Annotated in this window: 25 protein-coding genes and 1 pseudogene; 9 read left to right on the forward strand and 17 right to left on the reverse strand. The window is 60.6% G+C overall.

Annotated features, from left to right (window positions below; genetic code table 11):
- Nucleotides 1-3: 3 nt before the first annotated feature.
- The gene (exbB, locus tag QRN41_RS02700; protein WP_034139823.1) at nucleotides 4-972 is read right to left on the reverse strand and encodes a tonB-system energizer ExbB; all 969 of its coding nucleotides are present in this window, start codon (nucleotides 970-972) and stop codon (nucleotides 4-6) included.
- A gap of 191 nt (nucleotides 973-1,163) precedes the next feature.
- On the opposite strand from exbB, the gene QRN41_RS02705 reads away from it, so the two are divergent.
- Nucleotides 1,164-2,015: an SDR family oxidoreductase gene (locus QRN41_RS02705; protein WP_285421137.1), complete on the forward strand. Its 852-nt coding sequence runs from the start codon at nucleotides 1,164-1,166 to the stop codon at nucleotides 2,013-2,015.
- Nucleotides 2,016-2,155: 140 nt separating this feature from the next.
- Here QRN41_RS02705 and QRN41_RS02710 read toward each other — a convergent pair whose 3' ends face one another.
- The 6 genes from QRN41_RS02710 to QRN41_RS02735 form a co-directional block, all read right to left on the reverse strand.
- Nucleotides 2,156-2,899, reverse strand: coding sequence for a hypothetical protein (locus QRN41_RS02710; protein ID WP_167416953.1), 744 nt, complete (start codon nucleotides 2,897-2,899; stop codon nucleotides 2,156-2,158).
- A gap of 56 nt (nucleotides 2,900-2,955) precedes the next feature.
- On the reverse strand, nucleotides 2,956-3,336 hold the full coding sequence (ridA, locus tag QRN41_RS02715) for a deaminase RidA (protein WP_003176922.1): 381 nt from the start codon (nucleotides 3,334-3,336) through the stop codon (nucleotides 2,956-2,958).
- A 39-nt stretch (nucleotides 3,337-3,375) separates the two neighbouring features.
- Complete coding sequence (spoT, locus tag QRN41_RS02720) at nucleotides 3,376-5,481, reverse strand: bifunctional GTP diphosphokinase/guanosine-3',5'-bis pyrophosphate 3'-pyrophosphohydrolase (protein WP_034101485.1); 2,106 nt, start codon at nucleotides 5,479-5,481, stop codon at nucleotides 3,376-3,378.
- Between the two features lie 60 nt (nucleotides 5,482-5,541).
- Nucleotides 5,542-5,805 carry a DNA-directed RNA polymerase subunit omega gene (gene rpoZ / locus QRN41_RS02725; RefSeq protein ID WP_003176920.1) on the reverse strand — a complete coding sequence of 88 codons (264 nt, stop codon included), beginning with the start codon at nucleotides 5,803-5,805 and terminating at the stop codon, nucleotides 5,542-5,544.
- 167 nt (nucleotides 5,806-5,972) lie between these two features.
- A complete protein-coding gene (gene gmk / locus QRN41_RS02730; RefSeq protein WP_034139821.1) occupies nucleotides 5,973-6,593 on the reverse strand; it encodes a guanylate kinase in 621 nt (206 codons plus the stop codon).
- A 10-nt stretch (nucleotides 6,594-6,603) separates the two neighbouring features.
- The gene (locus QRN41_RS02735) at nucleotides 6,604-7,467 is read right to left on the reverse strand and encodes a YicC/YloC family endoribonuclease (protein WP_123479203.1); all 864 of its coding nucleotides are present in this window, start codon (nucleotides 7,465-7,467) and stop codon (nucleotides 6,604-6,606) included.
- A gap of 214 nt (nucleotides 7,468-7,681) precedes the next feature.
- On the opposite strand from QRN41_RS02735, the gene rph reads away from it, so the two are divergent.
- Entirely contained in the window at nucleotides 7,682-8,404 is a 723-nt protein-coding gene (rph, locus tag QRN41_RS02740; RefSeq protein WP_034101482.1) for a ribonuclease PH, read from the forward strand.
- A 22-nt stretch (nucleotides 8,405-8,426) separates the two neighbouring features.
- Nucleotides 8,427-8,795 carry a DUF4870 domain-containing protein gene (locus QRN41_RS02745; RefSeq protein ID WP_034101481.1) on the forward strand — a complete coding sequence of 123 codons (369 nt, stop codon included), beginning with the start codon at nucleotides 8,427-8,429 and terminating at the stop codon, nucleotides 8,793-8,795.
- A 58-nt stretch (nucleotides 8,796-8,853) separates the two neighbouring features.
- Here the strand turns inward: QRN41_RS02745 and crc are convergent, their stop codons facing one another.
- On the reverse strand, nucleotides 8,854-9,633 hold the full coding sequence (gene crc, locus QRN41_RS02750; protein ID WP_003195493.1) for a catabolite repression control protein Crc: 780 nt from the start codon (nucleotides 9,631-9,633) through the stop codon (nucleotides 8,854-8,856).
- Between the two features lie 82 nt (nucleotides 9,634-9,715).
- Between crc and pyrE the strand changes: the two genes are divergently transcribed.
- The gene (gene pyrE / locus QRN41_RS02755) at nucleotides 9,716-10,360 is read left to right on the forward strand and encodes an orotate phosphoribosyltransferase (protein WP_034101480.1); all 645 of its coding nucleotides are present in this window, start codon (nucleotides 9,716-9,718) and stop codon (nucleotides 10,358-10,360) included.
- Between the two features lie 100 nt (nucleotides 10,361-10,460).
- Here the strand turns inward: pyrE and argB are convergent, their stop codons facing one another.
- The 5 genes and pseudogenes from argB to coaBC all read right to left on the reverse strand — a co-directional run bounded on the left by argB (nucleotide 10,461) and on the right by coaBC (nucleotide 14,718).
- The gene (argB, locus tag QRN41_RS02760; protein ID WP_010207505.1) at nucleotides 10,461-11,366 is read right to left on the reverse strand and encodes an acetylglutamate kinase; all 906 of its coding nucleotides are present in this window, start codon (nucleotides 11,364-11,366) and stop codon (nucleotides 10,461-10,463) included.
- Nucleotides 11,367-11,385: 19 nt separating this feature from the next.
- Nucleotides 11,386-12,807: pseudogene (locus QRN41_RS02765) on the reverse strand (phosphomannomutase/phosphoglucomutase); the annotation flags it as partial.
- 14 nt (nucleotides 12,808-12,821) lie between these two features.
- The gene (locus QRN41_RS02770; protein WP_156796375.1) at nucleotides 12,822-12,980 is read right to left on the reverse strand and encodes a hypothetical protein; all 159 of its coding nucleotides are present in this window, start codon (nucleotides 12,978-12,980) and stop codon (nucleotides 12,822-12,824) included.
- Nucleotides 12,981-13,048: 68 nt separating this feature from the next.
- The gene (dut, locus tag QRN41_RS02775; RefSeq protein ID WP_285421138.1) at nucleotides 13,049-13,504 is read right to left on the reverse strand and encodes a dUTP diphosphatase; all 456 of its coding nucleotides are present in this window, start codon (nucleotides 13,502-13,504) and stop codon (nucleotides 13,049-13,051) included.
- A 5-nt stretch (nucleotides 13,505-13,509) separates the two neighbouring features.
- Nucleotides 13,510-14,718: a bifunctional phosphopantothenoylcysteine decarboxylase/phosphopantothenate--cysteine ligase CoaBC gene (gene coaBC / locus QRN41_RS02780; protein ID WP_034139819.1), complete on the reverse strand. Its 1,209-nt coding sequence runs from the start codon at nucleotides 14,716-14,718 to the stop codon at nucleotides 13,510-13,512.
- Nucleotides 14,719-14,861: 143 nt separating this feature from the next.
- Between coaBC and radC the strand changes: the two genes are divergently transcribed.
- Nucleotides 14,862-15,536, forward strand: a complete 675-nt coding sequence (radC, locus tag QRN41_RS02785; protein WP_167416959.1) for a RadC family protein — start codon at nucleotides 14,862-14,864, stop codon at nucleotides 15,534-15,536.
- A 23-nt stretch (nucleotides 15,537-15,559) separates the two neighbouring features.
- On the opposite strand, the gene QRN41_RS02790 is transcribed toward radC, so the two are convergent.
- Nucleotides 15,560-17,152 carry an ABC transporter substrate-binding protein gene (locus QRN41_RS02790; protein WP_167416960.1) on the reverse strand — a complete coding sequence of 531 codons (1,593 nt, stop codon included), beginning with the start codon at nucleotides 17,150-17,152 and terminating at the stop codon, nucleotides 15,560-15,562.
- A 458-nt stretch (nucleotides 17,153-17,610) separates the two neighbouring features.
- Here QRN41_RS02790 and rpmB point away from each other — a divergent pair, with 458 nt between their 5' ends.
- Together rpmB and rpmG are read left to right on the forward strand one after the other, a co-directional pair.
- Nucleotides 17,611-17,844, forward strand: coding sequence for a 50S ribosomal protein L28 (gene rpmB, locus QRN41_RS02795; RefSeq protein WP_034101474.1), 234 nt, complete (start codon nucleotides 17,611-17,613; stop codon nucleotides 17,842-17,844).
- A gap of 11 nt (nucleotides 17,845-17,855) precedes the next feature.
- Nucleotides 17,856-18,011 (forward strand): 50S ribosomal protein L33, encoded by a 156-nt coding sequence (rpmG, locus tag QRN41_RS02800; protein ID WP_003176906.1) that lies wholly within the window; start codon nucleotides 17,856-17,858, stop codon nucleotides 18,009-18,011.
- Between the two features lie 71 nt (nucleotides 18,012-18,082).
- Here the strand turns inward: rpmG and QRN41_RS02805 are convergent, their stop codons facing one another.
- Entirely contained in the window at nucleotides 18,083-18,445 is a 363-nt protein-coding gene (locus tag QRN41_RS02805; protein ID WP_034101473.1) for a cupin domain-containing protein, read from the reverse strand.
- 229 nt (nucleotides 18,446-18,674) lie between these two features.
- Here QRN41_RS02805 and QRN41_RS02810 point away from each other — a divergent pair, with 229 nt between their 5' ends.
- Nucleotides 18,675-20,168 (forward strand): aldehyde dehydrogenase, encoded by a 1,494-nt coding sequence (locus tag QRN41_RS02810; protein ID WP_034101472.1) that lies wholly within the window; start codon nucleotides 18,675-18,677, stop codon nucleotides 20,166-20,168.
- A 181-nt stretch (nucleotides 20,169-20,349) separates the two neighbouring features.
- On the forward strand, nucleotides 20,350-21,495 hold the full coding sequence (locus QRN41_RS02815) for an MFS transporter (RefSeq protein WP_167416961.1): 1,146 nt from the start codon (nucleotides 20,350-20,352) through the stop codon (nucleotides 21,493-21,495).
- Here QRN41_RS02815 and QRN41_RS02820 read toward each other — a convergent pair.
- Nucleotides 21,492-23,060 (reverse strand): phospholipase D family protein, encoded by a 1,569-nt coding sequence (locus tag QRN41_RS02820; RefSeq protein ID WP_167416962.1) that lies wholly within the window; start codon nucleotides 23,058-23,060, stop codon nucleotides 21,492-21,494. The genes QRN41_RS02815 and QRN41_RS02820 overlap by 4 nt on opposite strands.
- A 62-nt stretch (nucleotides 23,061-23,122) precedes the next feature.
- Nucleotides 23,123-24,547 (reverse strand): aminotransferase-like domain-containing protein, encoded by a 1,425-nt coding sequence (locus QRN41_RS02825; RefSeq protein ID WP_034101469.1) that lies wholly within the window; start codon nucleotides 24,545-24,547, stop codon nucleotides 23,123-23,125.
- Between the last annotated feature and the right edge of the window lie 69 nt (nucleotides 24,548-24,616).

The following is a 24,616-nucleotide window of genomic DNA, read 5'->3' on the forward strand; positions in this document are numbered from 1 at the left end:
CGATTACCCCACTTTCACCATGTGCGGTTGCGAGCTGCGCTCGGTAGGCAGGTGGTCGAGGTCGCGGCTGACCAGCAGCAGGACTTCCGCCGACGCGTCCGACACCTGGGCCTTGTAGCCGGCAATCGAGCGGGCGAAGACGTTGTAGATCACCACTGCCGGAATCGCTGCCACCAGACCCAAAGCAGTTGCCAGCAGGGCTTCGGCGATGCCGGGGGCAACCACGGCGAGGTTGGTGGTCTGGGTTTTGGCGATGCCGATAAAGCTGTTCATGATGCCCCATACGGTGCCGAACAGACCGACGAACGGTGCGGTGGAACCGATGGTCGCCAGAACGCCGGTGCCGCTGCTCATGTTGCGGCCGCAAGCAGCCACCAGACGCTCAAGGCGGAAGGCGACACGCTCTTTGATGCCTTCTTTTTCGCGAGTGTTGGCCGACAGGCGCATCTCTTCCAGTGCATCGTGCACCAGGGTATTGGCCAGGGTGCCTTTCTTGGTTGCGCTTTCGCTGGCTTCCTTGAGGGTGGTGGCCTTTTTCAGATGGACGATTTCAGTACGCAGGCGACGCTTGGCGCCCAGCAGCTCGAAGCCTTTGGCGATCCAGATGGTCCAAGTGATGATCGAGGCTATGGCCAGGCCGATCATCACAGCTTTCACCACCACGTCAGCGTTCTGGTACATACCCCAGGGCGACAGGTCGTGGGCCATGCCCAAGGTGTTGTTCTCTTCCAGCACCACACCGGTGTCGTCCGCAGCCGGGGCGGCCGGGTCGGTGGCGACTGGCGCGGCAGGCGGTGCGGGCGGGGTGGCGGCATTCTGCTCGGCGGCAGCAGGTGTGGCGGGTGCGGTGGCATCGGCGAATGCGGCGGTCGGCGCCAGCAGAACGCTGAACAGCAGCGCAGCAATCGCGCGCCAGGCGCGGGAAGGGCTGTGAGGCTTGGTTGGCGAAGCGGGGGTTGTATTACGTGTCATGCTGGCCGGACCTGAGAGAAAGAATGAGTGATTGTCCTTCCAGACCCAGAGCAAGGGGCGAGGACAAATGGGTGGTCATTATTGCAAGTAATTCTTGTTAACAGAAGTAATACAGTAACTTTATTTGCCCTTTTTCTGGCCGTCGGTCAACTGAGAGGGCTAACCTAGACCTTTCAATACGGAGTTTTATGATGTCCGCGCCTTCTGTTGTGATTGTCGGATGTGGCGATGTGGGGAGTCGGTTAGCCAGCCAATTGCTTGCCTCGGAATGGGAGGTGTACGGCCTGCGGCGCGACATTTCGCGCTTGCCTGTCGGGGTGATCGGCATTGGCGGTGACCTGTTCAAAAAGGACTGCCCCGATACCTGGCCAATCGGCGGCGTGGATTACCTGGTGTATTGCGCCGCCGCGACCGATCACGATGAAGCTGGCTACCGCGCGGCTTACGTGCAGGGGCTGCAACATGTTCTGGAGTGGCTCGGCGATTACGGCCAGCAACCCAAACATCTGCTGTTTGTGTCCAGCAGCAGTGTGTATGGGCAGCAGAACGGTGAATGGGTCGACGAAACGTCCGAAACCCAGGCCAAAGGCTATTCCGGGCAGATCATGCTCGAAGCCGAGCAGGTTGCGTTGAGCAGCGGCATTCCCGCCAGCATTGTGCGGTTAACCGGCATTTACGGCCCAGGCCGCGAATGGTTGCTGACCCAGGTGCGCCAAGGTTACCGGGTGGCGGTCGATCCACCGTTATATGGCAACCGGATCCACGCGGACGACGCAGCAGGCTTGCTCGCGTTTTTGCTGCGGCATGTGGAGCAGGGCGGTTCGCTGGATAAGGTCTACATCGGTGTGGATGACGCGCCGGCGCCGCTGGCCGAAGTGGTGGCCTGGCTGCGCGATTATCTGGGCGTGACAGAGTGGTCAGACGAGGCCAGTGTGCGGCGTGCGGGGAGCAAGCAATGCAGCAACGCGCGGATCAAGGCGCTGGGCTGGGCACCGACATACCCGACTTACCGGGAAGGCTACGCGGCGATCCTCAAGGGCTGAAACACGATCTGAAAAATGTGGGAGGGGCCTGCCCCCGATAGCAGTGGCTCAGCCAGCCCAACTGTCACTGACGCATTGCTATCAGGGGCAAGCCGAATCGTCACTCCGCCCCTCTCACATTCAACTGCCTGCAGGGGCCGTTACTGTTTTTCCAACAACCATTGACGAGGGCCTGGCGTAAACGAAGGTACTTCGTCTGCCTGTGCCGTATTGACCGCCTGGAAAATTTCCAGCTGTTTGCCCCTGCGCATGAAAATCCAAGGGTTGCCCTGGCCATTGAGTTGCAGCCAGATGCTGTCGTAGCCGCCACTCATAGAGGCGCAATCGCCTGCCAGGCACAGCGAATACCGGTCGACTTTGGGTAGGCCGACAACCTTGCCGTCGGCCTGGAACTGCACGATTGCGCCGTTGCCGAAGCCGTCGGTGATTTTCCAGTCGCCGCCCAGGTAGGCGGCATAGAGCGCTCGTTCGAAGTTGGCGCCCAATGGTGCGCCTTCCGGAGCTGGGTCTTTAGCACGGGCGAACAGTTGCTCGGGCTCGTTATCGTTGGCCACTTGCAGCAACTGCTTACCTTTGCGCTTGAGTTCAGTGGCGGAACTGCCATAGAAATCCACGCTCCAGGCGCCGGATTGTTGCCCGAGCAACTTGCCTTCGGCGACCTCAAAACCGTTGTAGTAACGGGCTTGAGATGCCTTGACGTTGACCTCCCATTCGAGGTTCGGGCCAAAGCTTTGCAGCGCTTCACGCAGAGGACCGCCCTTGGCTGCCGCATCGATGGCGACCTGATTGATCCAAGTGCCGCTCACGTCTTGGTCGGCAGGGTTGCTGGCACAGCCGCCGAGCAACAGGGCGAGCAATGAAGAAGCTACAAGCGCTTTGCGCATCATGAAATCCTTTTAAAACGAGGTCGGCGCAGCCTGTGGGGGCTGCGCCGGGTGTTTTACTCGATCACCAGAATCGCGTCCATCTCAACCTGCGCGCCTTTTGGCAGGGCTGCCACGCCGATGGCGGCACGGGCTGGGTACGGCTGTTCGAAGTACTTGCCCATGATCTCGTTGACCTTGGCGAAGTGGCTCAGGTCGGTGAGGAAAATGTTCAGTTTGACGATGTCCTTGAAAGAACCGCCGGCGGCTTCGGCCACGGACTTGAGGTTTTCGAAGACTTGCACGGTCTGGGCTTCGAAGCCTTCTACCAGTTCCATGGTTTTTGGGTCCAGAGGAATCTGGCCGGACATGTAGACGGTATTGCCTGCCTTGATTGCCTGGGAGTAAGTACCGATGGCGGCCGGGGCTTTGTCGCTGGTGATAACAGTCTTGGTCATGAATGACTCCTTGTAATAGGCAGTGGCGGGGTTGAAGAACTACGCACGCATGCGGGTAATGCGGATGACCCCGGTCAAGGCGCGCAGCTTCTTGATCACACGGGCCAGGTGTACGCGGTCGTGTACGCTGACCACCAGTTGGACCACGCTGATGCGACCATCGCGTTCGTCCATGCTGATCTTTTCGATGTTGCCGTCGGCGGCGTTGACGCTGCTGGCCAGCAGGGCGATCAGGCCGCGCTGGTGCTCCAGCTCAACGCGCAGTTCGACGTTGAATTCGCCGGTGACATCCTTGGCCCACGAAAGCTGGATGCATTTTTCCGGGTTATGCCGGATTTCGGAGATGTTTCGGCAGTTGTCCAGGTGCACCACCATGCCCTTGCCCGCGGACAGGTGGCCAACGATCGGATCGCCCGGGATCGGTGTGCAGCATTTGGCGTAGCTGAGCACCAGGCCCTCGGTGCCGCGAATCGCCAATGGGCCTTCGGGGCTCGGCAATTGCTCGCCCTCGCCCAGCAGGCGGCGGGCGACCACATAGGCCATGCGGTTGCCCAGGCCGATATCTTCCAGCAGGTCTTCGATGGTTTCCTGGCGATATTCGTGAAGCATCGCCTGCACGCGTTCTTGGGGAATCTTGTCCAGGGCACTGTCGAAACCGTTGAGTACCTTGTTCAGCAGGCGCTCGCCCAGGCTGACGGACTCGGAACGGCGCTGCAGTTTCAGAGCGTGGCGAATGTGCGTACGGGCCTTGCCGGTGACCACGAAATTGAGCCAGGCCGGGTTCGGTCGTGCGCCCGGTGCGCTGACGATCTCCACGGTGGAACCGCTCTGCAGCGGCTCCGACAGTGGCGCCAGGCGCCGGTTGATGCGGCAGGCGATGCAACTGTTACCCACATCGGTGTGCACGGCATAGGCGAAATCGACAGCCGTGGAGCCTTTGGGCAGCTCCATGATCCGGCCTTTGGGCGTGAACACGTAGACCTCGTCCGGGAACAGGTCGATCTTCACACTTTCGATAAATTCGAGGGAGTTGCCCGCGCGTTGCTGCATTTCCAGCACGCCTTTGACCCATTGGCGGGCGCGGGCATGGGTGCCTTTGGGCTGCTCGTCGCCACTGGATTTGTACAGCCAATGGGCGGCGATGCCGTTGTTGGCCATTTCTTCCATTTCACGGGTGCGGATCTGGATCTCGATCGGCACGCCATGCATCCCGAACAGCGTGGTATGCAGCGACTGATAGCCGTTGGCCTTGGGGATGGCGATGTAGTCCTTGAAGCGGCCGGGCAGGGGTTTGTACAAATTATGCACAGCGCCGAGCACGCGGTAGCAAGTGTCGACCTTGTCTACGATGATCCGGAACGCATACACGTCCATGATCTCGTTGAAGGCCCGACGCTTGCCGCGCATCTTTTTATAGATGCCGTAGATGTGCTTCTGCCGGCCACTGACCTCGCCTTCGATTTCGTCGATGGCCAGGCAATGGCTCAGCGACTCTTCGATCTTGTTGACGATTTCCTTGCGGTTGCCCCGGGCACGCTTGACCGCCTGGTAGATGCGCGCCGAGCGCATGGGATGCATCGCCTTGAAGCCGAGGTCTTCGAATTCGATGCGAATGGCGTGCATGCCCAGCCGATTGGCGATGGGCGCATAGATTTCCAAGGTTTCCTTGGCGATGCGCCGGCGTTTTTCGCCGGACAGCACTTCCAGCGTGCGCATGTTGTGCAGCCGGTCGGCCAGTTTGACCAGGATCACGCGGATATCGCGGGCCATGGCCATGGCCATCTTCTGGAAGTTTTCCGCCTGGGCTTCGGCCTTGGTCTCGAAATTCATCTGGGTCAGTTTGCTGACCCCGTCGACCAGTTCGGCCACGGTTTCGCCGAATTGGGAGCTGAGCGCTTCCTTGGCGATTCCGGTGTCTTCGATCACGTCATGCAGCATCGCGGCCATCAGGCTCTGATGGTCCATGTGCATGTCGGCAAGAATATTAGCCACCGCAAGGGGATGGGTGACGTACGCCTCGCCACTGCGGCGGCGTTGGCCATCGTGGGCTTGTTCGGCGTAGAAATACGCTCGGCGGACCAGGTTGACCTGGTCTGGGCCGAGGTAGGCCGATAAGCGATCGGCGAGGGCGTCTATGCTCGGCAAAGTGTGAACTCCTGCCGATGGTTTTGACCCCGCGCCGTGCTACGTCGACCAGGCATAGGCTTAGACGGCCTCGTTGGACTCGTCCTCGAACGCTGCGAACAGCGGTTCGTCTTCAACGATTTCGGCGTTGGCGATGAACTCGTAGCTCATCAGGCCTTCAGCGATTTCACGCAGGGCGACAACGGTCGGCTTGTCGTTTTCCCACTGGACCAGAGGCTCTTTGCCGCCAGTGGCCAGTTGACGGGCACGCTTGGTAGAGAGCATGACCAGCTCAAAGCGGTTATCCACGTGTTCTAGGCAGTCTTCAACGGTTACGCGGGCCATGGTATTCCTCGGAGCGAATGCAAGATGCGCGCTGCCCGGTTGGGCGAGCGGACTGAGCAGTTTAAAAAATCACCAGCGTTTAGGGAAGCGCTGATTTTTCGCGGAGCCTCGTCAAACCGCTGCAAGTGCCAATGTAAAGCCCTTGCAGCGGTTTTGGGAAGCGTCAATCAGCCGAGCAGTTCGGCCAGTAATTTGCCAAAGCGCTGTTGTTGGCGCTTCTGCTGGAGCTGATTGGCGCGGAAAATCGCCTTCAGGTCATCCAGCGCGTGTGAAAAGTCGTCGTTGATGATCAGGTAATCGTAGTCGACGTAGTGGCTCATTTCGCTAACGGCTTCACGCATGCGGCCATCGATGATCTCGTCGCTGTCCTGGCCACGGTTGGTCAGGCGTTGGTGCAGGGCTTGCAGCGAGGGCGGCAGGATAAAGATCGAGCGCGCATTGGGCATCAGCTTGCGCACCTGTTCGGCGCCCTGCCAGTCGATTTCCAGGATCAGGTCATGGCCTTCGTCCAGGGTCTGCTGCAAGTGGCTTTGCGAGGTTCCGTAGAGGTTGCCGAACACCTCGGCGCGTTCCAGGAAGTCGCCGTGCTCGATCATCTTCACGAACTCGGTGCGCTCGACGAAGTGATAGTGCACGCCGTTCACCTCGCCCGGACGCATGGCGCGGGTGGTGTGGGAGATCGAGATGCGGATCTGATCGTTGGTGTCTGTCAGTGCCTTGACCAGACTGCTCTTGCCCGCGCCCGAAGGGGCGGAAATGATGTACAGGGTGCCGGTGCTGTGGGTCATGGAGGTTGCCTTACTCAATATTCTGTACTTGTTCGCGCATCTGCTCGATCAACACTTTGAGGTTGACCGCCGCCTGGGTGCTGCGCGGATCGAAGGCCTTGGAGCCCAGTGTATTGGCTTCGCGGTTGAGTTCTTGCATCAGGAAATCAAGGCGCCGACCGGCGGCGCCGCCGGACTTGAGCACGCGGCGCACTTCGAGGATGTGAGTGCTGAGGCGATCGAGTTCTTCGGCGACGTCACTTTTCTGCGCCAGCAATACCATTTCCTGCTCCAGGCGCGTCGGGTCGAGGTCGGCCTTCATGTCGGCGAAACGGTCGAGCACCTTCTGGCGTTGGGTGGCCAGCATCTGCGGCACCAGCTCACGCAGGATCGATACATCCTCTTCGATCGAGGTCAGGCGCTCGTTGATCAGACGGGCCAGCTCGGCACCTTCTCGCTCACGACCGGCCTTGAGTTCCTTCAGCCCCTGGTTGAACAAGGCGAGGGCTTCGGCATTCAGGGCTTGCGGGTCGGCGGCGTCAGCTACCAGTACGCCCGGCCAGGCCAGCACTTCGAGAGGGTTGAGCGGTGCGGGGCGCTGGATCAGGTCGGCAATGGTTTCGGCGGCGGCGACCAGTTGCGCCGCGCGTTCGCGGTCGACCTGCAAGGGTTTGCCGGTGGTTTCTTCGGTAAAGCGCAGGGTGCATTCCAGCTTGCCGCGGGAAATGCCCTGACGCAGCGCTTCGCGCACGGCGCCTTCCAGGTCGCGGAACGACTCCGGCAGACGCAAGTGCGGCTCCAGGTAGCGGCTGTTGACCGAGCGCAATTCCCAGCTCAGGGTGCCCTGGACGCCGGCTTTTTCGACGCGGGCGAAGGCGGTCATGCTGTGCACCATGCGGGTACCTCGCGTTGCAGTCCCGCGATCACGGGCTGATGGGTAAATGAAGCAGGCAGGCTGCGAAGGCGCAGGATTGTAGCGCAGTGGGGCGAGTGCGCCCAAACAAAGGCCGACAGGCCGAGCATTCGTAACTGAATTTTTAGAAGTGCCCCGAAGCGGTTCGCGGCTCTATAATGCCCGGCAGTTTTCGTCCTCAGTACAGGTATCCCCTATGAAACGTCCAAGTGGTCGCGTTGCCGATCAGCTCCGCTCGATCCGCATCACCCGCAACTACACCAAACACGCCGAGGGATCCGTACTGGTCGAGTTTGGCGATACCAAGGTCATTTGCACCGTCAGCGTCGAAAATGGCGTGCCGCGTTTCCTCAAGGGGCAGGGCCAGGGTTGGTTGACCGCTGAATACGGCATGCTGCCGCGCGCCACCGGCGAGCGTAACCAGCGTGAGGCCAGCCGTGGCAAGCAAGGCGGTCGTACCTTGGAAATCCAGCGCCTGATCGGCCGCTCCCTGCGCGCCGCCCTGGACATGTCCAAGCTGGGCGACGTGACTCTGTATGTTGACTGCGATGTGATCCAGGCCGATGGCGGCACCCGTACTGCGTCCATCACCGGCGCCATGGTGGCTCTGGTCGACGCCTTGAAAGTGATCAAGAAGCGTGGCGGCCTCAAGGCCGGCGACCCGCTCAAGCAGATGATCGCCGCCGTGTCGGTCGGCATGTACCAGGGCGAGCCTGTGCTGGACCTGGACTACCTGGAAGACTCCGCCGCCGAGACCGACCTGAACGTCGTGATGACCAGCACCGGTGGTTTCATCGAAGTGCAGGGCACCGCCGAAGGCGCGCCATTCCAGCCGGCCGATCTGAACGCCATGCTGGCCTTGGCCCAGAAAGGCATGAGCGAAATTTTCGAACTGCAGAACGCCGCCCTGGCCGACTGAAACCGCCTCAAGGAGAAGCGCCATGAATGACAGCCAAATGCCGGTACCTACGCCTTCCTACGAGGTTCGGCAGAGTGCAATGCTGTGCCATCTCGCGGCGTTTCTCGGGTTTGTGTTCCCTTTCGGCAGTGTCGTTGGGCCGCTGATTCTGTGGCAGATGAAAAAGGAAGTGGACCCGTTCATCGACGATCAGGGCAAGGAAGCCTTGAACTTCCAGATCACCGTGGCTATCGCCTGGTTGGTCTGTATCGTGCTGGCATTCGCCGTGATTGGTTTTTTCCTGATGACGGCCCTGGCGATTGCCACTGTGGTGCTGACCATCATTGGCGGCATCAAGGCCAACAAGGGGATCGCTTATCGCTATCCGCTGACCTGGCGTTTGGTTAAATAATGACCGCTCACAAAAAAACCGACAGCGATGTCGGTTTTTTTGTGCCTGGGAAAAGACCTCAGATGGTCAGCGTCCAGTCGTAGTCCACGATCAGCGGCGCGTGTTGCGAGAAGCGCGGCTGGCGCGGCAGGCGTGCGCTGCGAACGAATCGGCGCAGGCCTGGGGTCAGCAGTTGGTAATCGAAACGCCAGCCCAGGTTGAGCATCTCGGCCTGTTCGTTGTCCGGCCACCAGCTGTACTGATCGCCTTCACGACTGACTTCGCGCAGGGCATCGACGTAACCCATGTTGCCGACAATCTCGTCCATCCAGGCCCGTTCCGGCGCCAGGAAGCCTGGGGATTGCTGGCTGTCGCGCCAGTTCTTGATATCCAGCTTCTGTTGCGCCACGTACAGCGAGCCACAATAAATGTACTCGCGACGTTTGCGCCGCTGTTTATCCAGGTAACGGGCGAAATCGTCCATTAGCTTGAACTTCTGGTTCAAGTCTTCATCGCCGTTCTGCCCTGATGGAAGCAGCAAGGTCGCGATGCTGACCTTGTCGAAATCGGCTTGCAGGTAGCGCCCGTAGCGGTCGGCTGTCTCGAAGCCGAGGCCGCTGATGACCGCCTTGGGTTGCAACCGCGAGTACAAAGCCACGCCACCTTGGGTGGGCACTTCGGCATCGCAGGCATAAAGGAAGTAGCCATCCAGTTGGAAGGCTGGGTCGTCCAGTTCAAAGGCGGAGGCGCGGGTGTCCTGCAGGCAGATGACGTCGGCATTCTGGGCTTGCAGCCAACTGAGCAAACCACGCTCGACTGCAGCCTGAATACCATTAACGTTCACACTGATGATCCGCATAAATGGCCCCAAAAATCGCGTGCGTGTATGATACACGCCGTCTACCTAATTAGCTAAATCCGTGGTATCTGAGGCTTTTTTCATGCAGGCGTATCAACGCGATTTCATTCGTTTTGCCATCGATCGCGGGGTTTTGCGCTTCGGTGAGTTCACCCTCAAGTCCGGGCGGACCAGCCCGTATTTCTTCAATGCCGGCCTGTTCAACTCCGGTTCGGCCCTGGCGCAGTTGGGCCGTTTCTACGCGGCAGCCATCGTTGAAAGCGGTATGTCCTTTGACGTGCTGTTTGGCCCCGCCTACAAAGGCATCCCTTTGGCCGCCGCTACGGCCGTGGCCCTGGCCGAGCATCATGGGCGCGATTTGCCTTGGTGCTTCAACCGTAAAGAAGCCAAGGCCCATGGCGAGGGCGGTAGTCTGGTCGGCGCGCCACTGACTGGCGATGTGTTGATCATCGATGATGTGATTACGGCCGGCACCGCGATCCGTGAAGTGATGCAGATCATCGCTTCCCAGGAAGGCGCTAAAGCGGCCGGCGTGCTGATTGCACTGAACCGCCAGGAACGCGGCAACGGTGAGTTGTCGGCGATCCAGGAAGTTGAGCGCGATTTCGGCATTCCGGTAGTGAGTATTGTGTCGTTGAACCAGGTGCTGCAGTTCCTGGAAGATGACCCGCAGCTCAAGCAGCACTTGCCTGCTGTGCGTGCATACCGCGAGCAGTTTGGGGTCTGACATAGGCCCCTGCCACCTTGACTGGCAGTGCTTACAGGTCCCGCATAAAAAAGGCCCCCGTTCAATCGGATTGAACGGGGGCCTTTTTTGTATTCAGCACTTAGGGGCGCTTGCGGTTGCTGATCAGCGTGCCCATGCCGGTGTCGGTGAAGATCTCCAGCAATACCGCGTTCGGTACGCGGCCATCGATGATCAGCGAGCTGCCCACGCCGCCCTGCACCGCTTCGAGGGCGCAACGAATCTTCGGCAGCATGCCGCCGTAGATGGTGCCGTCGGCGATCAGATCGTCGACTTGTTGGGTGGTCAGGCCGGTCAACACTTTGCCCTGCTTGTCCATCAGGCCGGCGATATTGGTCAGCAGCATCAGCTTTTCAGCCTTCAGTGCCTCGGCCACCTTGCCGGCCACCAGGTCGGCGTTGATGTTGTAAGACTCACCGTTGGCGCCCACGCCGATGGGCGCGATCACCGGGATGAAGTCGCCTTTTACCAGCAGGTTCAGTAGGTCGGTGTTGATACCGATCACTTCGCCCACTTGGCCGATATCGATGATTTCCGGCTGGGTCATTTCCGGCGTCTGACGGGTGACCGTCAGTTTTTTCGCGCGGATCAGCTCCGCGTCCTTGCCGGTCAGGCCGATGGCGCTGCCGCCGTGACGGTTGATCAGGTTGACGATGTCTTTGTTTACCTGGCCGCCCAGGACCATCTCCACCACGTCCATGGTTTGCGCGTCAGTGACGCGCATGCCATCGATAAAATGACTCTCGATCGACAAACGCTTGAGCAGGTCGCCGATTTGCGGACCGCCACCATGCACCACCACCGGGTTGATGCCCACGGCCTTCATCAGCACGATGTCGCGGGCAAAGCCGGTTTTCAGCTCGTCGCTTTCCATGGCATTGCCGCCGTATTTGATCACCAGCGTCTTGCCGACGTAGCGTCGAATATAAGGCAACGCTTCGGACAGGACCTTGGCGGTGTTGGCAGCGGCTTCGCGTTCGAGGGTCATTCAGGGCTCCGGTAAAAGATCAGAACGGTAATTGGAGATCAGGGGCAACACGTTTCAACTGGGCGTGGAACACGTCCTTGATGCGCTGCAACTCAGCCTCGGTATCCGCCTCGAAACGCAGCACCAGCACCGGAGTGGTGTTGGATGCGCGAACCAGGCCCCAGCCTTTGGCGTAATCGACTCGCACACCATCAATGGAAGTCAGGTTGGCGCCTTCACCCCATTGCGCATCGTGCAGTGCGTCAATGATGCTGAATTTGCTCTCCTCGGTCACATGGATATTGATCTCTGGCGTAGAAATATCGTTCGGGAAGGTCTGAAACAGCTCTTCGGCGGTGGATTCTTCCTTGCTGAGGATCTCCAGCAGGCGCGCGGCGCTGTAAATGCCGTCGTCAAAGCCGAACCAGCGCTCCTTGAAGAACACGTGGCCGCTCATCTCGCCGGCCAGCAGGGCACCGGTTTCCTTCATTTTCTTTTTGATCAACGAGTGACCGGTCTTCCACATTAGCGGGCGACCGCCGTATTCCTTGATCAGCGGCGTGAGGCGACGGGTGCACTTCACATCAAAGATGATCTCGGCATTGGGGTTGCGCTTGACCACATCGCGAGCGAAGAGCATCAACAGGCGGTCGGCGAACACGTTCACGCCAGTGTTGGTGACCACGCCCACACGGTCGCCGTCGCCGTCGAAGGCCAGGCCGACGTCAGCGCCGGTCTCCTTGACCTTGGCAATCAGGTCCACCAGGTTTTCAGGCTTGCCCGGGTCCGGGTGATGGTTGGGGAAGTTGCCGTCCACGTCGCAGAACAGCGGGACGACTTCGCAATTCAGGGCTTCGAGCAGCTGTGGAGCGATTACACCGGCGGCGCCATTGCCGCAGTCCACTACCACTTTGAGGCGGCGGGCGAGTTTGACGTCGCGGGTGATTTCATCGGAGTAGCGCTGCAGGATGTCGACCTGGGTGATGCTGCCCTGGCCGCTGGTCAAGTCGTTGGTCTTGAGGCGGGTATGCAGGGCCTGGATCTGTTCATTGGCCAGGGTGTCGCCGGCAATGACGATCTTGAAGCCATTGTAGTCCGACGGGTTGTGGCTGCCGGTTAGCATCACGCCGGATTTGCCGGCCAGTACGTTCGCGGCGTAGTACAACGCCGGCGTTGGCACCAGGCCCACATCGCTGACATGGCAGCCGCTGTCGGCCAGGCCCTGGATCAGTTGCTCCACCAGTTCCGGGCCGGACAAGCGGCCATCGCGGCCGACGCATACATTCGGTTCGCCCTGCGCCAGGCTCTGCGCGCCGATGGCGCGGCCGATCCAGTAGGCGGTTTCGGCGGTGAGGGTCTTGGGGACCACACCACGAATGTCATAGGCGCGGAAAATGCTGTCGGGGAACGTCGGGGCTACTCGGGCTGCGGTACTCATCGCGGGGGGAAACTCCATCTGAAGGGGGCAAGGCTGGCCTAAATGGGGGTGGCCGGCAGGCTCAAGCTGAAGGGTATGACGGCGTTTTCGGCAGAGAGTTCGTGGTGCAAAAATGCCATCGCGGCTCGCTTGCTGTCTTCGTGCTTAGATAACGCGTTGATTTTAAGCAAGAAATATTGCCGTTTAAATTCACCCATTCTTCATCCTGAAGAGCCTGGCCAGAAGCATTGAGCCGGACGTCAGTGTCCGGCCCGATCCAGCTTAGTCAGTGGCTGCCGGAATGCCCAAAACCGCCCGCGCCGCGTTGGGTTTCGTCGAATTCCTGTACCAGGTCGAAGTGCGCCTGCACCACCGGCACCAGCACCAGCTGGGCGATGCGTTCGCCAACGGCGATGTTGAAGGCGGTTTGCCCACGGTTCCAGCACGACACCATCAGCTCTCCCTGATAGTCCGAGTCGATCAGCCCCACCAGATTGCCCAGCACGATGCCGTGCTTATGGCCCAGGCCGGAGCGCGGCAGGATCAGCGCGGCCAGGCCCGGGTCGCCTACGTAGATGGACAGGCCGGTGGGGATCAGCAGGGTCTGGCCTGGCTCGAGCACGGTGTCTTGCTTGAGCATGGCGCGCAGGTCCAGGCCGGCGGAACCCGGTGTGGCGTAGGTCGGCAGTGGGAAATCGGTGCCGAGGCGGGGGTCGAGAATCTTGGCTTGCAAAGCGTGCATGTAAATTAAACCTGGTTCAGCCGTTGGGCGATAAAAGAGATCAGTTGGCGGGCAATCTTGCCCTTGCTGGTCTGGGCGAAAAGGGTGGCGTGCAGCTCGCGGTCGATCACGCTGCAAGCGTTTTCCTCGCTGTTGAAGCCGATGCTCGGGTTGGCGACATCATTGGCAACGATCAAGTCGAGGTTTTTGTCTTTCAATTTGCGTGCGGCGTAGTCCAGCAGGTGCTCGGTTTCGGCAGCAAAGCCGACGCTGAACGGGCGGTCGGGACGCGTGGCGATGGTGGCCAGGATGTCCGGGTTGCGCACCATTTGCAGGAGCAGGCCGTCGCCGCTTGTAGGGTCTTTCTTGAGCTTTTGCGGGGCGACGACTTCCGGCCGGTAATCCGCCACCGCCGCCGAAGCGATGAACAGGTCGCACGGAATGGCTGCTTCACAAGCTGCAAGCATGTCGCGAGCGCTGACTACGTCGATTCGCGTGACGCGATCCGGGGTCGGCAAATGCACCGGGCCGGTGATGAGCGTGACGCGTGCGCCTGCCTCAACCGCAGCTTCGGCCAGGGCGAAGCCCATTTTCCCTGAGCTATGGTTGGTGATGTAGCGGACCGGGTCGATGTTTTCCTGGGTCGGTCCGGCGGTGATCAGTACGTGCTTGCCGGTCAGGGCCAGGTGCTGGAAACACTCGGCGGCACATTGCGCCAGATCAGTGGCTTCGAGCATGCGGCCCAGGCCCACGTCGCCACAGGCCTGGCTGCCGGACGCGGGGCCGAACACCTTGAGGCCACGGTCTTGCAGGAGTTGGGTGTTGGCCTGGGTCGCCGGGTCGCGCCACATCGCCTGGTTCATGGCCGGGGCGATGGCAACGGTAGCGTCGGTGGCCAGTACCAAAGTGGTCAGCAGATCGTCGGCGATGCCTTGGGCCAAGCGGGCGATCAGGTCGGCGGTGGCCGGGGCGATCAGCACCAGGTCGGCCCATTTGGCCAGCTCGATATGACCCATGGCGGCTTCGGCGGCAGGGTCGAGCAGATCCAGGTGAACCGGGTGGCCGGACAGGGCCTGCATGGTCAGCGGGGTAATGAACTCACTGCCGCCGCGGGTCATGACCACGCGCACTTCGGCGCCCTGGTCGAGGAGCCTGCGAACCAATTCGGCGCTCTTGTAAGCGGCAATGCCGCCGCCGACGCCGAGAACGATGCGTTTCCGATACAGACGCTGCATTGGTTTGCCTTTCCAGTTCAGTGAAGCCAGTTCAGTGACGCCTGCGATGCCCCCTCCCCAGGTGAAATCGCAGGCAAAAAAGAGGGCCTACGATAACACAGCGACCGCCACGCAACAGCGGCGCACTTGCACAGGGAGGTGGGATGAGTATTCGCGATTGGCCAGCGGCAGAGCGGCCACGGGAGAAACTTTTGGAGTGGGGCGCGGCAAGTCTGTCCGACGCCGAGCTGCTGGCGATCTTCCTGCGTACAGGAGTGGCAGGCCGCAGCGCGGTGGACCTGGCGCGCCATCTGCTGACGCAGTTCGGCGGCTTACGGCCGTTGCTTGAGGCCAGCCAGACGCTGTTCAACCAGCAGTTGGGACTGGGGCCGGCGAAATTTGCGCAATTGCAGGCCGTACTGGAAATGTCCCGGCGGCATATGGCCGAACGCTTGCGCAAAGACTCCGTACTGGATAGCCCGGTGGTGGTGCGCGACTACCTCAAATCGATGTTGCGGCATGAGCCTCACGAAATATTCGGCTGCTTGTTTCTCGACTCGCGGCACCGGGTGTTGGGTTTCGAGGCGTTGTCCCAGGGGACGATCGATGCCGCGATAGTTTATCCGCGACAAGTGGTCAAGCGCGCCCTGGCCTACAACGCGGCGGCGTTGATCCTATGTCATAACCACCCTTCCGGCAGCCTTGAACCCAGTGCAGCTGATCGAAAATTGACCAAGCTGCTGCAAAAGGCGTTGGAGGTCGTGGATGTGCGGGTGCTGGACCACATCATCGTCGGCGACGGCGACCCGCTGTCGATGGCCGAGCATGGCTGGTTGTGACCCCGCCCGGTGGGGGCCGGGGCTCAGGGCTTGACGCTGACCTTGGAGAAATCCTGGCGTCCGAATGGGCTGACCTGATACCCCTCGACACCCTTGCGCGTCAGGGTGAAGGCGGTCGGGTGCGCCAACGGTAGCCACAGCGCCTGTTGCTGGATCTGCGCCTGGGCCTGTTGATACAGCTTGCTGCGCACGCCTTGTTCGCTGGTGGTCTTGCCGGCGCTGATCAGCTTGTCGAGCGTCGGGTCGCAGTAGCGCGCAAAGTTGGTACCGGACTTCACCGCCGCGCAGGAAAACTGCGGAGTCAGGAAGTTGTCCGGGTCGCCGTTGTCGCCGGCCCAGCCCATAAACAGCAGGTCGTGCTCGCCGGCCTTGGCGCGGCGTATCAGCTCGCCCCACTCGATCACACGGATCTCGCCCTGGATGCCGACCTTGGCCAGGTCCGCCTGCAGTAATTGTGCGCCGAGGTTAGGGTTGGGATTCAGCAGGCTGCCGGTGGGGCGCGTCCAGATCGTGGTCTTGAAGCCGTCCTTGAGCCCGGCGCGGTCCAGCAGCGCTTTGGCTTTGGCGAGGTCCTGTGGATAACCCGGCAACTCCTTGGCAAAGCTCCAGGTGTTCGGCGGGTAAGGCCCGCTGGCGGCTTCGGCGGTGCCTTCGAATACGGCCTTGAGGTAGCTGGTCTTGTCGAATGCCAAGTTGATAGCCTGGCGCACTTCGGGCTTGTCCAGCGGTGGGTGCTGGCTGTTGATGGCCACGAAAGCGGTCATGAACGCAGCGGTTTTCTCCACTTTGAGAGCGGCATCCTTTTGGGCCTCGCCCACATCCAGAGGCTTGGGCGACAGGGCGATCTGGCATTCGTCGCGATGCAGCTTCTGTAGGCGCACATTGGCATCGGGGGTGATCGCGAAGATCAAGTTATCCACAGCCGGTTTGCCAGCAAAGTAATCCGGGTTGGCCTTGTAGCGAACCACGGCATCTTTTTGAAAACGCACAAAAACGAAGGGGCCGGTGCCGATAGGGTGGCTGTTGAGTTTCTCCGGCGTGCCAGCCTTGAGCAGTTTGTCGGCGTACTCCGCCGGGTAGATCGAAGCGAAGCCCATGCTCAGGGCCGAGAGGAATGTGGAATCGGCGTGGTCCAGGGTGAAGCGCACCGTCAGCGGGTCGAGGGCGTCAATCTTCTTGATCAGCGTGGGCAATTGCAGGGATTGTGCATGGGGGAAGCCACTTTGAGCGATCTTATGCCAAGGGTTGGCCGGGTCGAGCATGCGTTCGAAGCTGAAGCGCACGTCTTCGGCCGTCAGCGTTCGGCTTGGGGTGAAATACTCGGTGCGGTGGAATTTCACGTTGGGGTGCAGCTTGAAGGTGTAGGTCAGGCCGTCGGGCGAGACTTCCCAACTGTCTGCCAGGCTGGGCACGAGCTTGCCGCTGGTGGCGTCGTAGTCCACCAGACGGTTCATCAACACATCGGCCGACGCGTTGGTGGTGGTCAGCGAGTTGTACTGCACCACATCGAACCCTTCGGGGCTGGCCTCGGTGCAGACGCTCAAATTGCTGGCGGCAGAGGCCAACGGCGTAATGAAGAGAGGGGCAAGCAAGAGCGGCAGGGCTGCGAGGCGCATATTAGGTTTCCTTTGCAGATCGTAGGCCCATCTGCGAGTGCAGTCTGGAAAAGTCCTACCGTAGAGGTCTGATTGATAAATGACTAGCCCATTTTTGCCTGTGCTTTTGCCGAAAATACTGTTTTGATGGCGCCTCGGTGAGATTCTGCGTGCGCCTGATCGCTTAGGTGGGGGCTCGAACTGATTCTGTGCGACGAGCGGTCAGCCGTAAGGGCGGCCCCTCCTGGCAGCGGTTCGGGCGTTAGCGGCTTGGAATTAAGTCGGTAAAAACACACGGGCTGTTGTTGCACCTGGGTCTTTCTGGTATAAAGCAGCGCTCTTTTCTAGGGGCCCGGTTCCTTCGCTTGTAGGTGTAGCCGGTAAGACCCTAAAGAAACGCGGCGCCTGGCGCCAAATGACTGAGAGATTAAGCGGCCAACCCATGCCGGGTTGGGCATGTGGTTTTAGAGGGCTGAGGCATGTCGAGAGTCTGTCAAGTTACCGGTAAGGGTCCGGTGACTGGGAATAACATTTCCCACGCAAATAACAAAACCCGTCGTCGTTTCCTGCCGAACCTGCAGCATCACCGCTTCTGGGTTGAAGAAGAGAAACGTTTCGTGCGTCTGCGCGTATCCGCCAAAGGCATGCGTATCATCGACAAGCGTGGCATCACTGCCGTGCTGGCCGACATCCGCCGCGCTGCCAAGGTTTAAGGAGCTATATCATGCGTGAATTGATTCGAATGATCTCTAGCGCCGGTACTGGTCACTTCTACACTACCGACAAGAACAAGCGTACTACCCCGGACAAGCTCGAAAAGAAAATGTTCGACCCGCGCGTTCGCAAGCACGTGATCTACAAAGAAGGCAAAATCAAGTAATTGATTTCCTTCCTTGTGAAAAAAAGCCCGTATCTCACGATGCGGGCTTTTTTTTGCGTGCGAGTTGCTGATCAGGCTTTCTGTTCGAACACCACGTAGATTTTGCGACAAGGTTCGAGCACTTCCCAGGTCCCGGTGAAACCGGCGGGGATCACGAAGCGGTCGCCAGCGCGCAGGGTCTTGGCGTTGCCCTGATCATCGCGCAGCACCGACACGCCCTGCACGATCTCGCAGTATTCATGTTCGGTGTAGTTAACCTTCCATTGCCCCACTTCACCCTCCCAGACCCCCGCATTCATCTGGCCACAGGGGCTGTTGTAGTGGTTGTAGAGGGTCTGCTCGGGGTCGCCCTTGAGGATTTTTTCCGCGCCAGGGCGGTAGCGTTCGGGGGCGGTGTTGGCTTGGCTGAAGTCGACGATGTCTTGGATGCTCATGTGCATATCCCGTCTGGCCTGCGGTTGGTAAGGCCAAAGTCTATGTTTATTAAAATGAACATCGCAAGGGCGTTTGCCGCCGTTATGTCAAATATATTGAAACATCCCTGGTCGCTGGTTTAGGGTGGCAGCTGCCTTTGGCCGAACAGCTGGCTGGCGGGCAAGAATTCTTTGAGGCTGCCGGGCGACATCGCCTGGCCCTCGTATTCAATAAGAGGAGGACACTCGCATGACCACCCTGACCCGTGCCGACTGGGAACAACGCGCCAAGGATCTGAAGATCGAAGGCCGCGCCTACATCAATGGCGAATACACCGCCGCCGTTTCCGGCGACACCTTCGAGTGCATCAGCCCGGTCGATGGCCGCCTGCTGGCCACGGTTGCCAGCTGTGACGCCGACGATGCCCAGCGCGCCGTGGAAAACGCCCGTGCCACCTTCAATTCCGGCGTGTGGTCGCGCCTGGCACCGGCCAAACGCAAAGCCACCATGATCCGTTTCGCCGCGCTGCTCAAAGCCAACGCCGAAGAGCTGGCGCTGCTCGAAACCCTGGACATGGGCAAGCCTATCAGCGATTCCCTGTATATCGACGTGCCCGGTGCCGCCAATGCCTTGAGCTGGAGCGGTGAAGCCATCGACAAGATCTACGATGAAGTCGCGGCGACCCCCCATGATCAACTGGGCCTTGTGACCCGTGAGCCGGTCGGCGTGGTTGGCGCCATCGTACCGTGGAACTTCCCGTTGATGATGGCCTGCTGGAAACTCGGCCCCGCGCTCTCCACCGGTAACTCGGTGATCCTCAAGCCGTCCGAAAAATCTCCGCTGACCGCCATCCGAATCGCGGCACTGGCCGTTGAAGCTGGGATTCCGAAAGGCGTGTTCAACGTTCTACCTGGCTATGGCCACACCGTGGGTAACGCCTTGGCGCTGCACATGGACGTCGACACGCTGGTGTTCACTGGCTCGACCAAGATCGCCAAGCAGCTGTTGATTCGCTCTGGTGAGTCGAACATGAAGCGTGTTTGGTTGGAAGCAGGCGGCAAGAGCCCCAACATCGTGTTCGCCGACGCTCCCGACCTGCAGGCCGCCGCCGAGTCGGCCGCCAGTGCCATTGCCTTCAACCAGGGCGAAGTGTGCACCGCCGGTTCGCGCCTGCTGGTGGAGCGCTCGATCAAGGATACATTCCTGCCCCTGGTGATCGAGGCCCTTAAAGGCTGGAAGCCCGGCAACCCGCTGGACCCGGCGACCAATGTCGGCGCCCTGGTGGACACCCAGCAGATGAACACCGTGCTGTCCTACATCGAAGCCGGTCACGCCGACGGCGCCAAGCTGGTGGCGGGCGGCAAGCGCACGCTGGAAGAGACCGGCGGCACCTACGTCGAACCGACGATTTTCGATGGTGTGACCAATGCCATGAGAATCGCCCAGGAAGAAATTTTTGGTCCAGTGCTGTCGGTGATCACTTTCGATAGCGCCGAAGAAGCGATCAAGATTGCCAACGACACCCAATACGGCCTGGCCGCGGCGGTGTGGACTGCGGATATCTCCAAGGCGCACCTGACCGCCAAGGCGCTGCGCGCGGGTAGTGTGTGGGTCAACCAGTACGATGGCGGCGACATGACCGCGCCGTTCGGTGGCTTCAAGCAGTCGGGCAACGGTCGTGACAAGTCGCTGCACGCGTTCGACAAATACACCGAGCTGAAGGCCACCTGGATCAAGCTGTAAGCAACACTGCCGGGCCCGTGTAGGAGCGAGCTTGTGCGGGAGCCGGCTTGCCTGCGATAGCATCACCGAAGTGTGGTTGACACACCGAGGTGTTTGCATCGCGGGCAAGCCGGCTCCCGCGCAAGCTCGCTCCTACAGTTCGTTTTGAACCTAGAAAATAATTATCCACAGGAGCGTGGCAATGCGTTGGGCGACTTACTTTGCCGTCCTGGCTTCGGTACTCAGCGTGGGCTTGGCCCTGGGCGTCAGTATGCCGCTGGTCTCCCTGCGTCTGGAGAGCTGGGGCTACGGCAGTTTCGCCATTGGCGTAATGGCCGCGATGCCGGCCTTCGGCGTGCTGCTCGGCGCTAAGCTTTCCAGTCGCTTGGCCGCTTGGCTCGGTACGGCAAACCTGATGCGTTTGTGTCTGTGGGCGGGTGCGGTGTCCATCGGTTTACTGGCGATCCTGCCCAGTTATCCCGTGTGGCTGGCGCTGCGTTTGATGATTGGGGTGATCCTGACCATTGTTTTTATCCTTGGCGAAAGCTGGATCAATCAATTAGTGGTGGAGCAGTGGCGTGGCCGGCTGGTGGCGCTGTATGGCTGCAGCTATGCGCTGAGCCAACTGTCGGGCCCGTTGTTGTTGGGTGTGATCGGCACCGGGCATGACTACGGTTTCTGGGTCGGCGTAGGGCTGCTGATGGTTGCGCCGTTGCTGTTACTGGGGCGTTCCGGTGCGCCGACGGCCAATTCGTTTAGCGTCACTTTCGCCGAGCTTTGGCGTTTTTGCCGGAGCCTGCCGGCCATTGCCTGGGCGGTGGCGCTGTTCGCCGCGTTCGAAGCGATGATCCTGACACTGCTGCCGGTGTACTGCCTGCAACAGGGATTCAGCGCCGAGATTGCCCTGGCGATGGTCAGCACGGTGGTCGTCGGCGATGCGTTGCTGCAATTGCCTATTGGCGCGCTGGCCGATTATCTGCCACGCCGTACTCTGTTTCTCGGCTGTGCGCTACTGTTGCTGGCATCGAGCCTGGCGATTCCTGCTCTGCTGCACACGCTGCTGATCTGGCCGGTGTGGGTGCTGTTCGGCGCCAGTGCGGGCGGGTTGTTCACGCTGTCGTTGATTCTGATCGGCGAGCGCTACCGCGACGACGCGCTGGTGCGGGCCAACGCCCATATCGCGCAGCTATGGGGCATCGGGTGTCTGTTGGGGCCATTGATCGCTGGCGCCGGCAGCCAGTGGGTCAGCGGGCACGCACTGCCGTTGCTGATGGCTGCCGGGGCATTGGGGCTGGTGCTGTTGTTAGTGCGCCAAGGTGCTTTCGGCGCTACACAGCCTTGTTCTTAAAGCATGCGCTCCAGGCCGACCGAAGTAGCAAACCACGCATTGAACCGCCGCCACCAACTGCCTGGCTCGCGCGTCAGGGTGTGCAGTTGGCCGTTATCTTCGGTTACCCACACCACTTGGCCGTCTTGTAGTTTCGCCTCATAGCTGAGGGCGGGCGCCATGCCTTGCAGCGCCAGGTTGCGTACGTGCTCGGCCAGTTCGGGGCTGTCCACCAGCACCCCGACCTCGGTGTTCCACAGCACCGAGCGGGGATCGAAGTTGAACGAACCGATAAATGATTTCTCGCCATCAAAGATCATTGCCTTGCTGTGCAGGCTGGAGTCCGAACCGCGGAATGAGCCGCGCCGGAACAGATGCGGCCCACTGCCGGCGCTCGGGTCGCCGGGTTGGCGGCGCAGTTCGTACAGCTTCACGCCGTGCTCCAGCAACGCTTTGCGGTACGGCGCGTAACCGCCGTGCACAGCCGGTACGTCGGTGGCTTCCAGGGAGTTGGTCAGCAGGCTGACTGAAACGCCGGCATCGGCGAGCCCGGTGAGGTACACCAGCCCAGGTTGGCCTGGCACGAAGTACGCCGAAATCATCATCAGTTCACGGTTGACCCTTTCCAGCTCAGGTGCCAGTTGAGTGGTCAGCAGTAGCTGCGGGTCCGGGTCGGCTTTGGCCAGTACCTTGCTCGGTGCATCCCACAGTGCCTGGTTCCAGGCCCAGATCAGTTCGCGGCGCCAGATGTCCATGCGCGGTTGGGTCTGGTAGGCGCGCAAGCGGTTGTACAGGGCATGATGTTGTTGGCGCGACTCCGCCAGTGACGCCGCCAAACCCGCGCGGGCGGCGGCCAGATCGTCTTTGGAGGGCAGGGTAGAGACGAAGTTGTCGATCGGCTTGCTCAAGGCGCTGTTCCAGTATTGATCGAAACTGTGACCCAATTGCTCGGCCACCGGCCCGACGCTGAGCATGTCGATATCGGTGAAGTTCAGGTTGGGCTCGGCGTCGAAATACTCATCCCCCAGGTTGCGGCCGCCGACGATGGCTGCACTGTTGTCCGCCAACCACAGCTTGTTGTGCATGCGCCGGTGTTGCAGCGACAGGTTGAACAGGCGGCCCATGGCCCGCGTGGCGCCCGTGCTGCGCCCCAGATGCAGCGGGTTGAACAGGCGGATTTGGATGTTGGGGTGGGCGGCGAGGGTGGCGATCACCTGGTCGAGGCCGTCGCTGGTGGTGTCGTCCAGCAGGATGCGTACACGCACGCCACGGTCGGCGGCTTTGAGCAGTTCGTCCACCAGCATGCGCGTGCTGATGCCGTCATGCACGATGTAGTACTGCAGGTCGAGGCTGGTCTGGGCGTTGCGGATCAGTTCGGCGCGGGCCATAAAGGCTTCGCTGCTGTTGGGCAGCAGGCGAAAGCCCGAGCGCCCTTGATAGAGCGCCGCCTGGGCCTGGATAGAGCGGCCGAACGAGGATTGTCCGGCCGGCAGTGCGTCGCTGGGCACTCGAGGCGCAGTCACCGTGGCGCAGCCGCCCAGGGCGAGGGCTCCCAACAGGAGGAACGGTAAAAGCCGTTGGATCATCAAGGGAGTCGCTTCCGGATCAGGGCAGTAGTCGGCATATGACGGCTATTTGCCGTGAAAGGTCAGTCCGCTGATTCGGCCAGCATTTTGCTCGCGGCGATGCCGACCTTGCGCACTGCCTCTTCGATCTGCGGGGTTGGCTTGGCAGCGTAGTTCATGCGCAGGCAATTGCGGTACTTGCCGGATGCAGAAAAGATGCTTCCTACAGCCACCTGTACGCCTTGTTCCACCAGCACACGGTTGAGTTTGAGGGTGTCGAAGCCTTCCGGTAGTTCTACCCACAGCATGAAGCTGCCCTGAGGCCGGCTGGCGCGGGTGCCAGCGGGAAAATACCGGCTGACCCAATCGAGCATCAGGTCACGATTGCGCTGGTATTGGGTACGCATCCGTCGCAAATGTGGTTCGAAATGCCCGCCCTTGAGGAATTCGGCGATCGCGATCTGCGGCTGTGTGGCGGTAGAACCGGTGCTGATGTATTTCATGTGCAGCACTCGCTCCAAATAGCGCCCCGGTGCAACCCAGCCAATACGCAGGCCTGGGGCGAGGGTTTTGGAGAATGAACTGCACAACAGTACGCGGCCGTCTTCATCGAAGGATTTGATCGTGCGCGGGCGTGGGTAGCTGTAGGCCAATTCGCCGTATACATCGTCTTCGATAATTGCCACATCGAAGCGCTGGGCCAGGTTCAGCAGCGCACGCTTGCGTGCCTCGGGCATGATGTAGCCCAGCGGGTTGTTACAGTTGGGGGTCAACTGGATGACCTTGATCGGCCACTGTTCCAAGGCCAGTTCCAGCGCTTCGAGGCTGATGCCGGTGAGCGGGTCGGTAGGAATTTCCAGGGCCTTCATGCCCAGGCCCTTGAGGGTCTGCATGGCGCCATGGAAGCTCGGCGAGTCCACCGCGACGATATCGCCGGGTTCACAGATGGCGTGGATGCTGGCGGAGAGTGCTTCGTGGCAGCCGGTGGTGATCACGATGTCTTCCGCGCCCAGTTGGCAGCCGGAATCCAATGACAGTCGAGCAATCTGCTCGCGCAACTCCATACAGCCGAGAATGTTGTCGTAATACAGGCCGGGAAGATCCTGGCGTCGACTGACGCGGGCCAGGCTGCGCAGCAGGGGTTTGAGGGTGGGTGACAACACATCGGGCATGCCGCGGCCCATCTGTATGACGTCTTTACGCGGTACGGCGCGAATAAGTTCCAGCACCTGATCCCATTGGGAAATCTCCACTGGGCGCTGTGCCGGACGGCCTATTTCCGGCAGGGCGGGGAGCTCACGGCCCACGGGTACGAAGTAACCGGACTTGGGTTTGGGGGTTGCCAGGCCGTTGTCTTCCAGCAAGCGATAGGCCTGTTGCACGGTGCTCAGGCTTACCCCGTGCTCCACACTCAACGCACGGACGGAGGGCAACCGGTCGCCGGGGCGGTAGAAGCCTTGTTCGATGCGAGTACCCAGCAGTTCGGCGAGGTTGACGTAGAGGGTCATGGCGGTCGCTCCCGGGACCAGTACAGATCCTAGGAAAATACAGGATTCAGCCGCCCAGTGGCAGTATCT

Origin of the sequence: Pseudomonas sp. efr-133-TYG-23 (genome assembly GCF_030209215.1) — a bacterium.
GTDB lineage: Bacteria > Pseudomonadota > Gammaproteobacteria > Pseudomonadales > Pseudomonadaceae > Aquipseudomonas > Aquipseudomonas rhodesiae.

Bases quoted from the DNA above. Each gene is read 5' to 3' on its own strand.
- exbB (WP_034139823.1), bottom strand. From the start codon at position 972: ATGACACGTAATACAACCCCCGCTTCGCCAACCAAGCCTCACAGCCCT.
- QRN41_RS02705 (WP_285421137.1), top strand. From the start codon at position 1,164: ATGTCCGCGCCTTCTGTTGTGATTGTCGGATGTGGCGATGTGGGGAGT.
- QRN41_RS02710 (WP_167416953.1), bottom strand. From the start codon at position 2,899: ATGCGCAAAGCGCTTGTAGCTTCTTCATTGCTCGCCCTGTTGCTCGGC.
- ridA (WP_003176922.1), bottom strand. From the start codon at position 3,336: ATGACCAAGACTGTTATCACCAGCGACAAAGCCCCGGCCGCCATCGGT.
- rpoZ (WP_003176920.1), bottom strand. From the start codon at position 5,805: ATGGCCCGCGTAACCGTTGAAGACTGCCTAGAACACGTGGATAACCGC.
- gmk (WP_034139821.1), bottom strand. From the start codon at position 6,593: ATGACCCACAGCACCGGCACCCTGTACATCATTTCCGCCCCTTCGGGC.
- QRN41_RS02735 (WP_123479203.1), bottom strand. From the start codon at position 7,467: ATGGTGCACAGCATGACCGCCTTCGCCCGCGTCGAAAAAGCCGGCGTC.
- rph (WP_034101482.1), top strand. From the start codon at position 7,682: ATGAAACGTCCAAGTGGTCGCGTTGCCGATCAGCTCCGCTCGATCCGC.
- QRN41_RS02745 (WP_034101481.1), top strand. From the start codon at position 8,427: ATGAATGACAGCCAAATGCCGGTACCTACGCCTTCCTACGAGGTTCGG.
- crc (WP_003195493.1), bottom strand. From the start codon at position 9,633: ATGCGGATCATCAGTGTGAACGTTAATGGTATTCAGGCTGCAGTCGAG.
- pyrE (WP_034101480.1), top strand. From the start codon at position 9,716: ATGCAGGCGTATCAACGCGATTTCATTCGTTTTGCCATCGATCGCGGG.
- argB (WP_010207505.1), bottom strand. From the start codon at position 11,366: ATGACCCTCGAACGCGAAGCCGCTGCCAACACCGCCAAGGTCCTGTCC.
- QRN41_RS02770 (WP_156796375.1), bottom strand. From the start codon at position 12,980: ATGGGTGAATTTAAACGGCAATATTTCTTGCTTAAAATCAACGCGTTA.
- dut (WP_285421138.1), bottom strand. From the start codon at position 13,504: ATGCACGCTTTGCAAGCCAAGATTCTCGACCCCCGCCTCGGCACCGAT.
- coaBC (WP_034139819.1), bottom strand. From the start codon at position 14,718: ATGCAGCGTCTGTATCGGAAACGCATCGTTCTCGGCGTCGGCGGCGGC.
- radC (WP_167416959.1), top strand. From the start codon at position 14,862: ATGAGTATTCGCGATTGGCCAGCGGCAGAGCGGCCACGGGAGAAACTT.
- QRN41_RS02790 (WP_167416960.1), bottom strand. From the start codon at position 17,152: ATGCGCCTCGCAGCCCTGCCGCTCTTGCTTGCCCCTCTCTTCATTACG.
- rpmB (WP_034101474.1), top strand. From the start codon at position 17,611: ATGTCGAGAGTCTGTCAAGTTACCGGTAAGGGTCCGGTGACTGGGAAT.
- rpmG (WP_003176906.1), top strand. From the start codon at position 17,856: ATGCGTGAATTGATTCGAATGATCTCTAGCGCCGGTACTGGTCACTTC.
- QRN41_RS02805 (WP_034101473.1), bottom strand. From the start codon at position 18,445: ATGAGCATCCAAGACATCGTCGACTTCAGCCAAGCCAACACCGCCCCC.
- QRN41_RS02810 (WP_034101472.1), top strand. From the start codon at position 18,675: ATGACCACCCTGACCCGTGCCGACTGGGAACAACGCGCCAAGGATCTG.
- QRN41_RS02815 (WP_167416961.1), top strand. From the start codon at position 20,350: ATGCGTTGGGCGACTTACTTTGCCGTCCTGGCTTCGGTACTCAGCGTG.
- QRN41_RS02820 (WP_167416962.1), bottom strand. From the start codon at position 23,060: ATGATCCAACGGCTTTTACCGTTCCTCCTGTTGGGAGCCCTCGCCCTG.
- QRN41_RS02825 (WP_034101469.1), bottom strand. From the start codon at position 24,547: ATGACCCTCTACGTCAACCTCGCCGAACTGCTGGGTACTCGCATCGAA.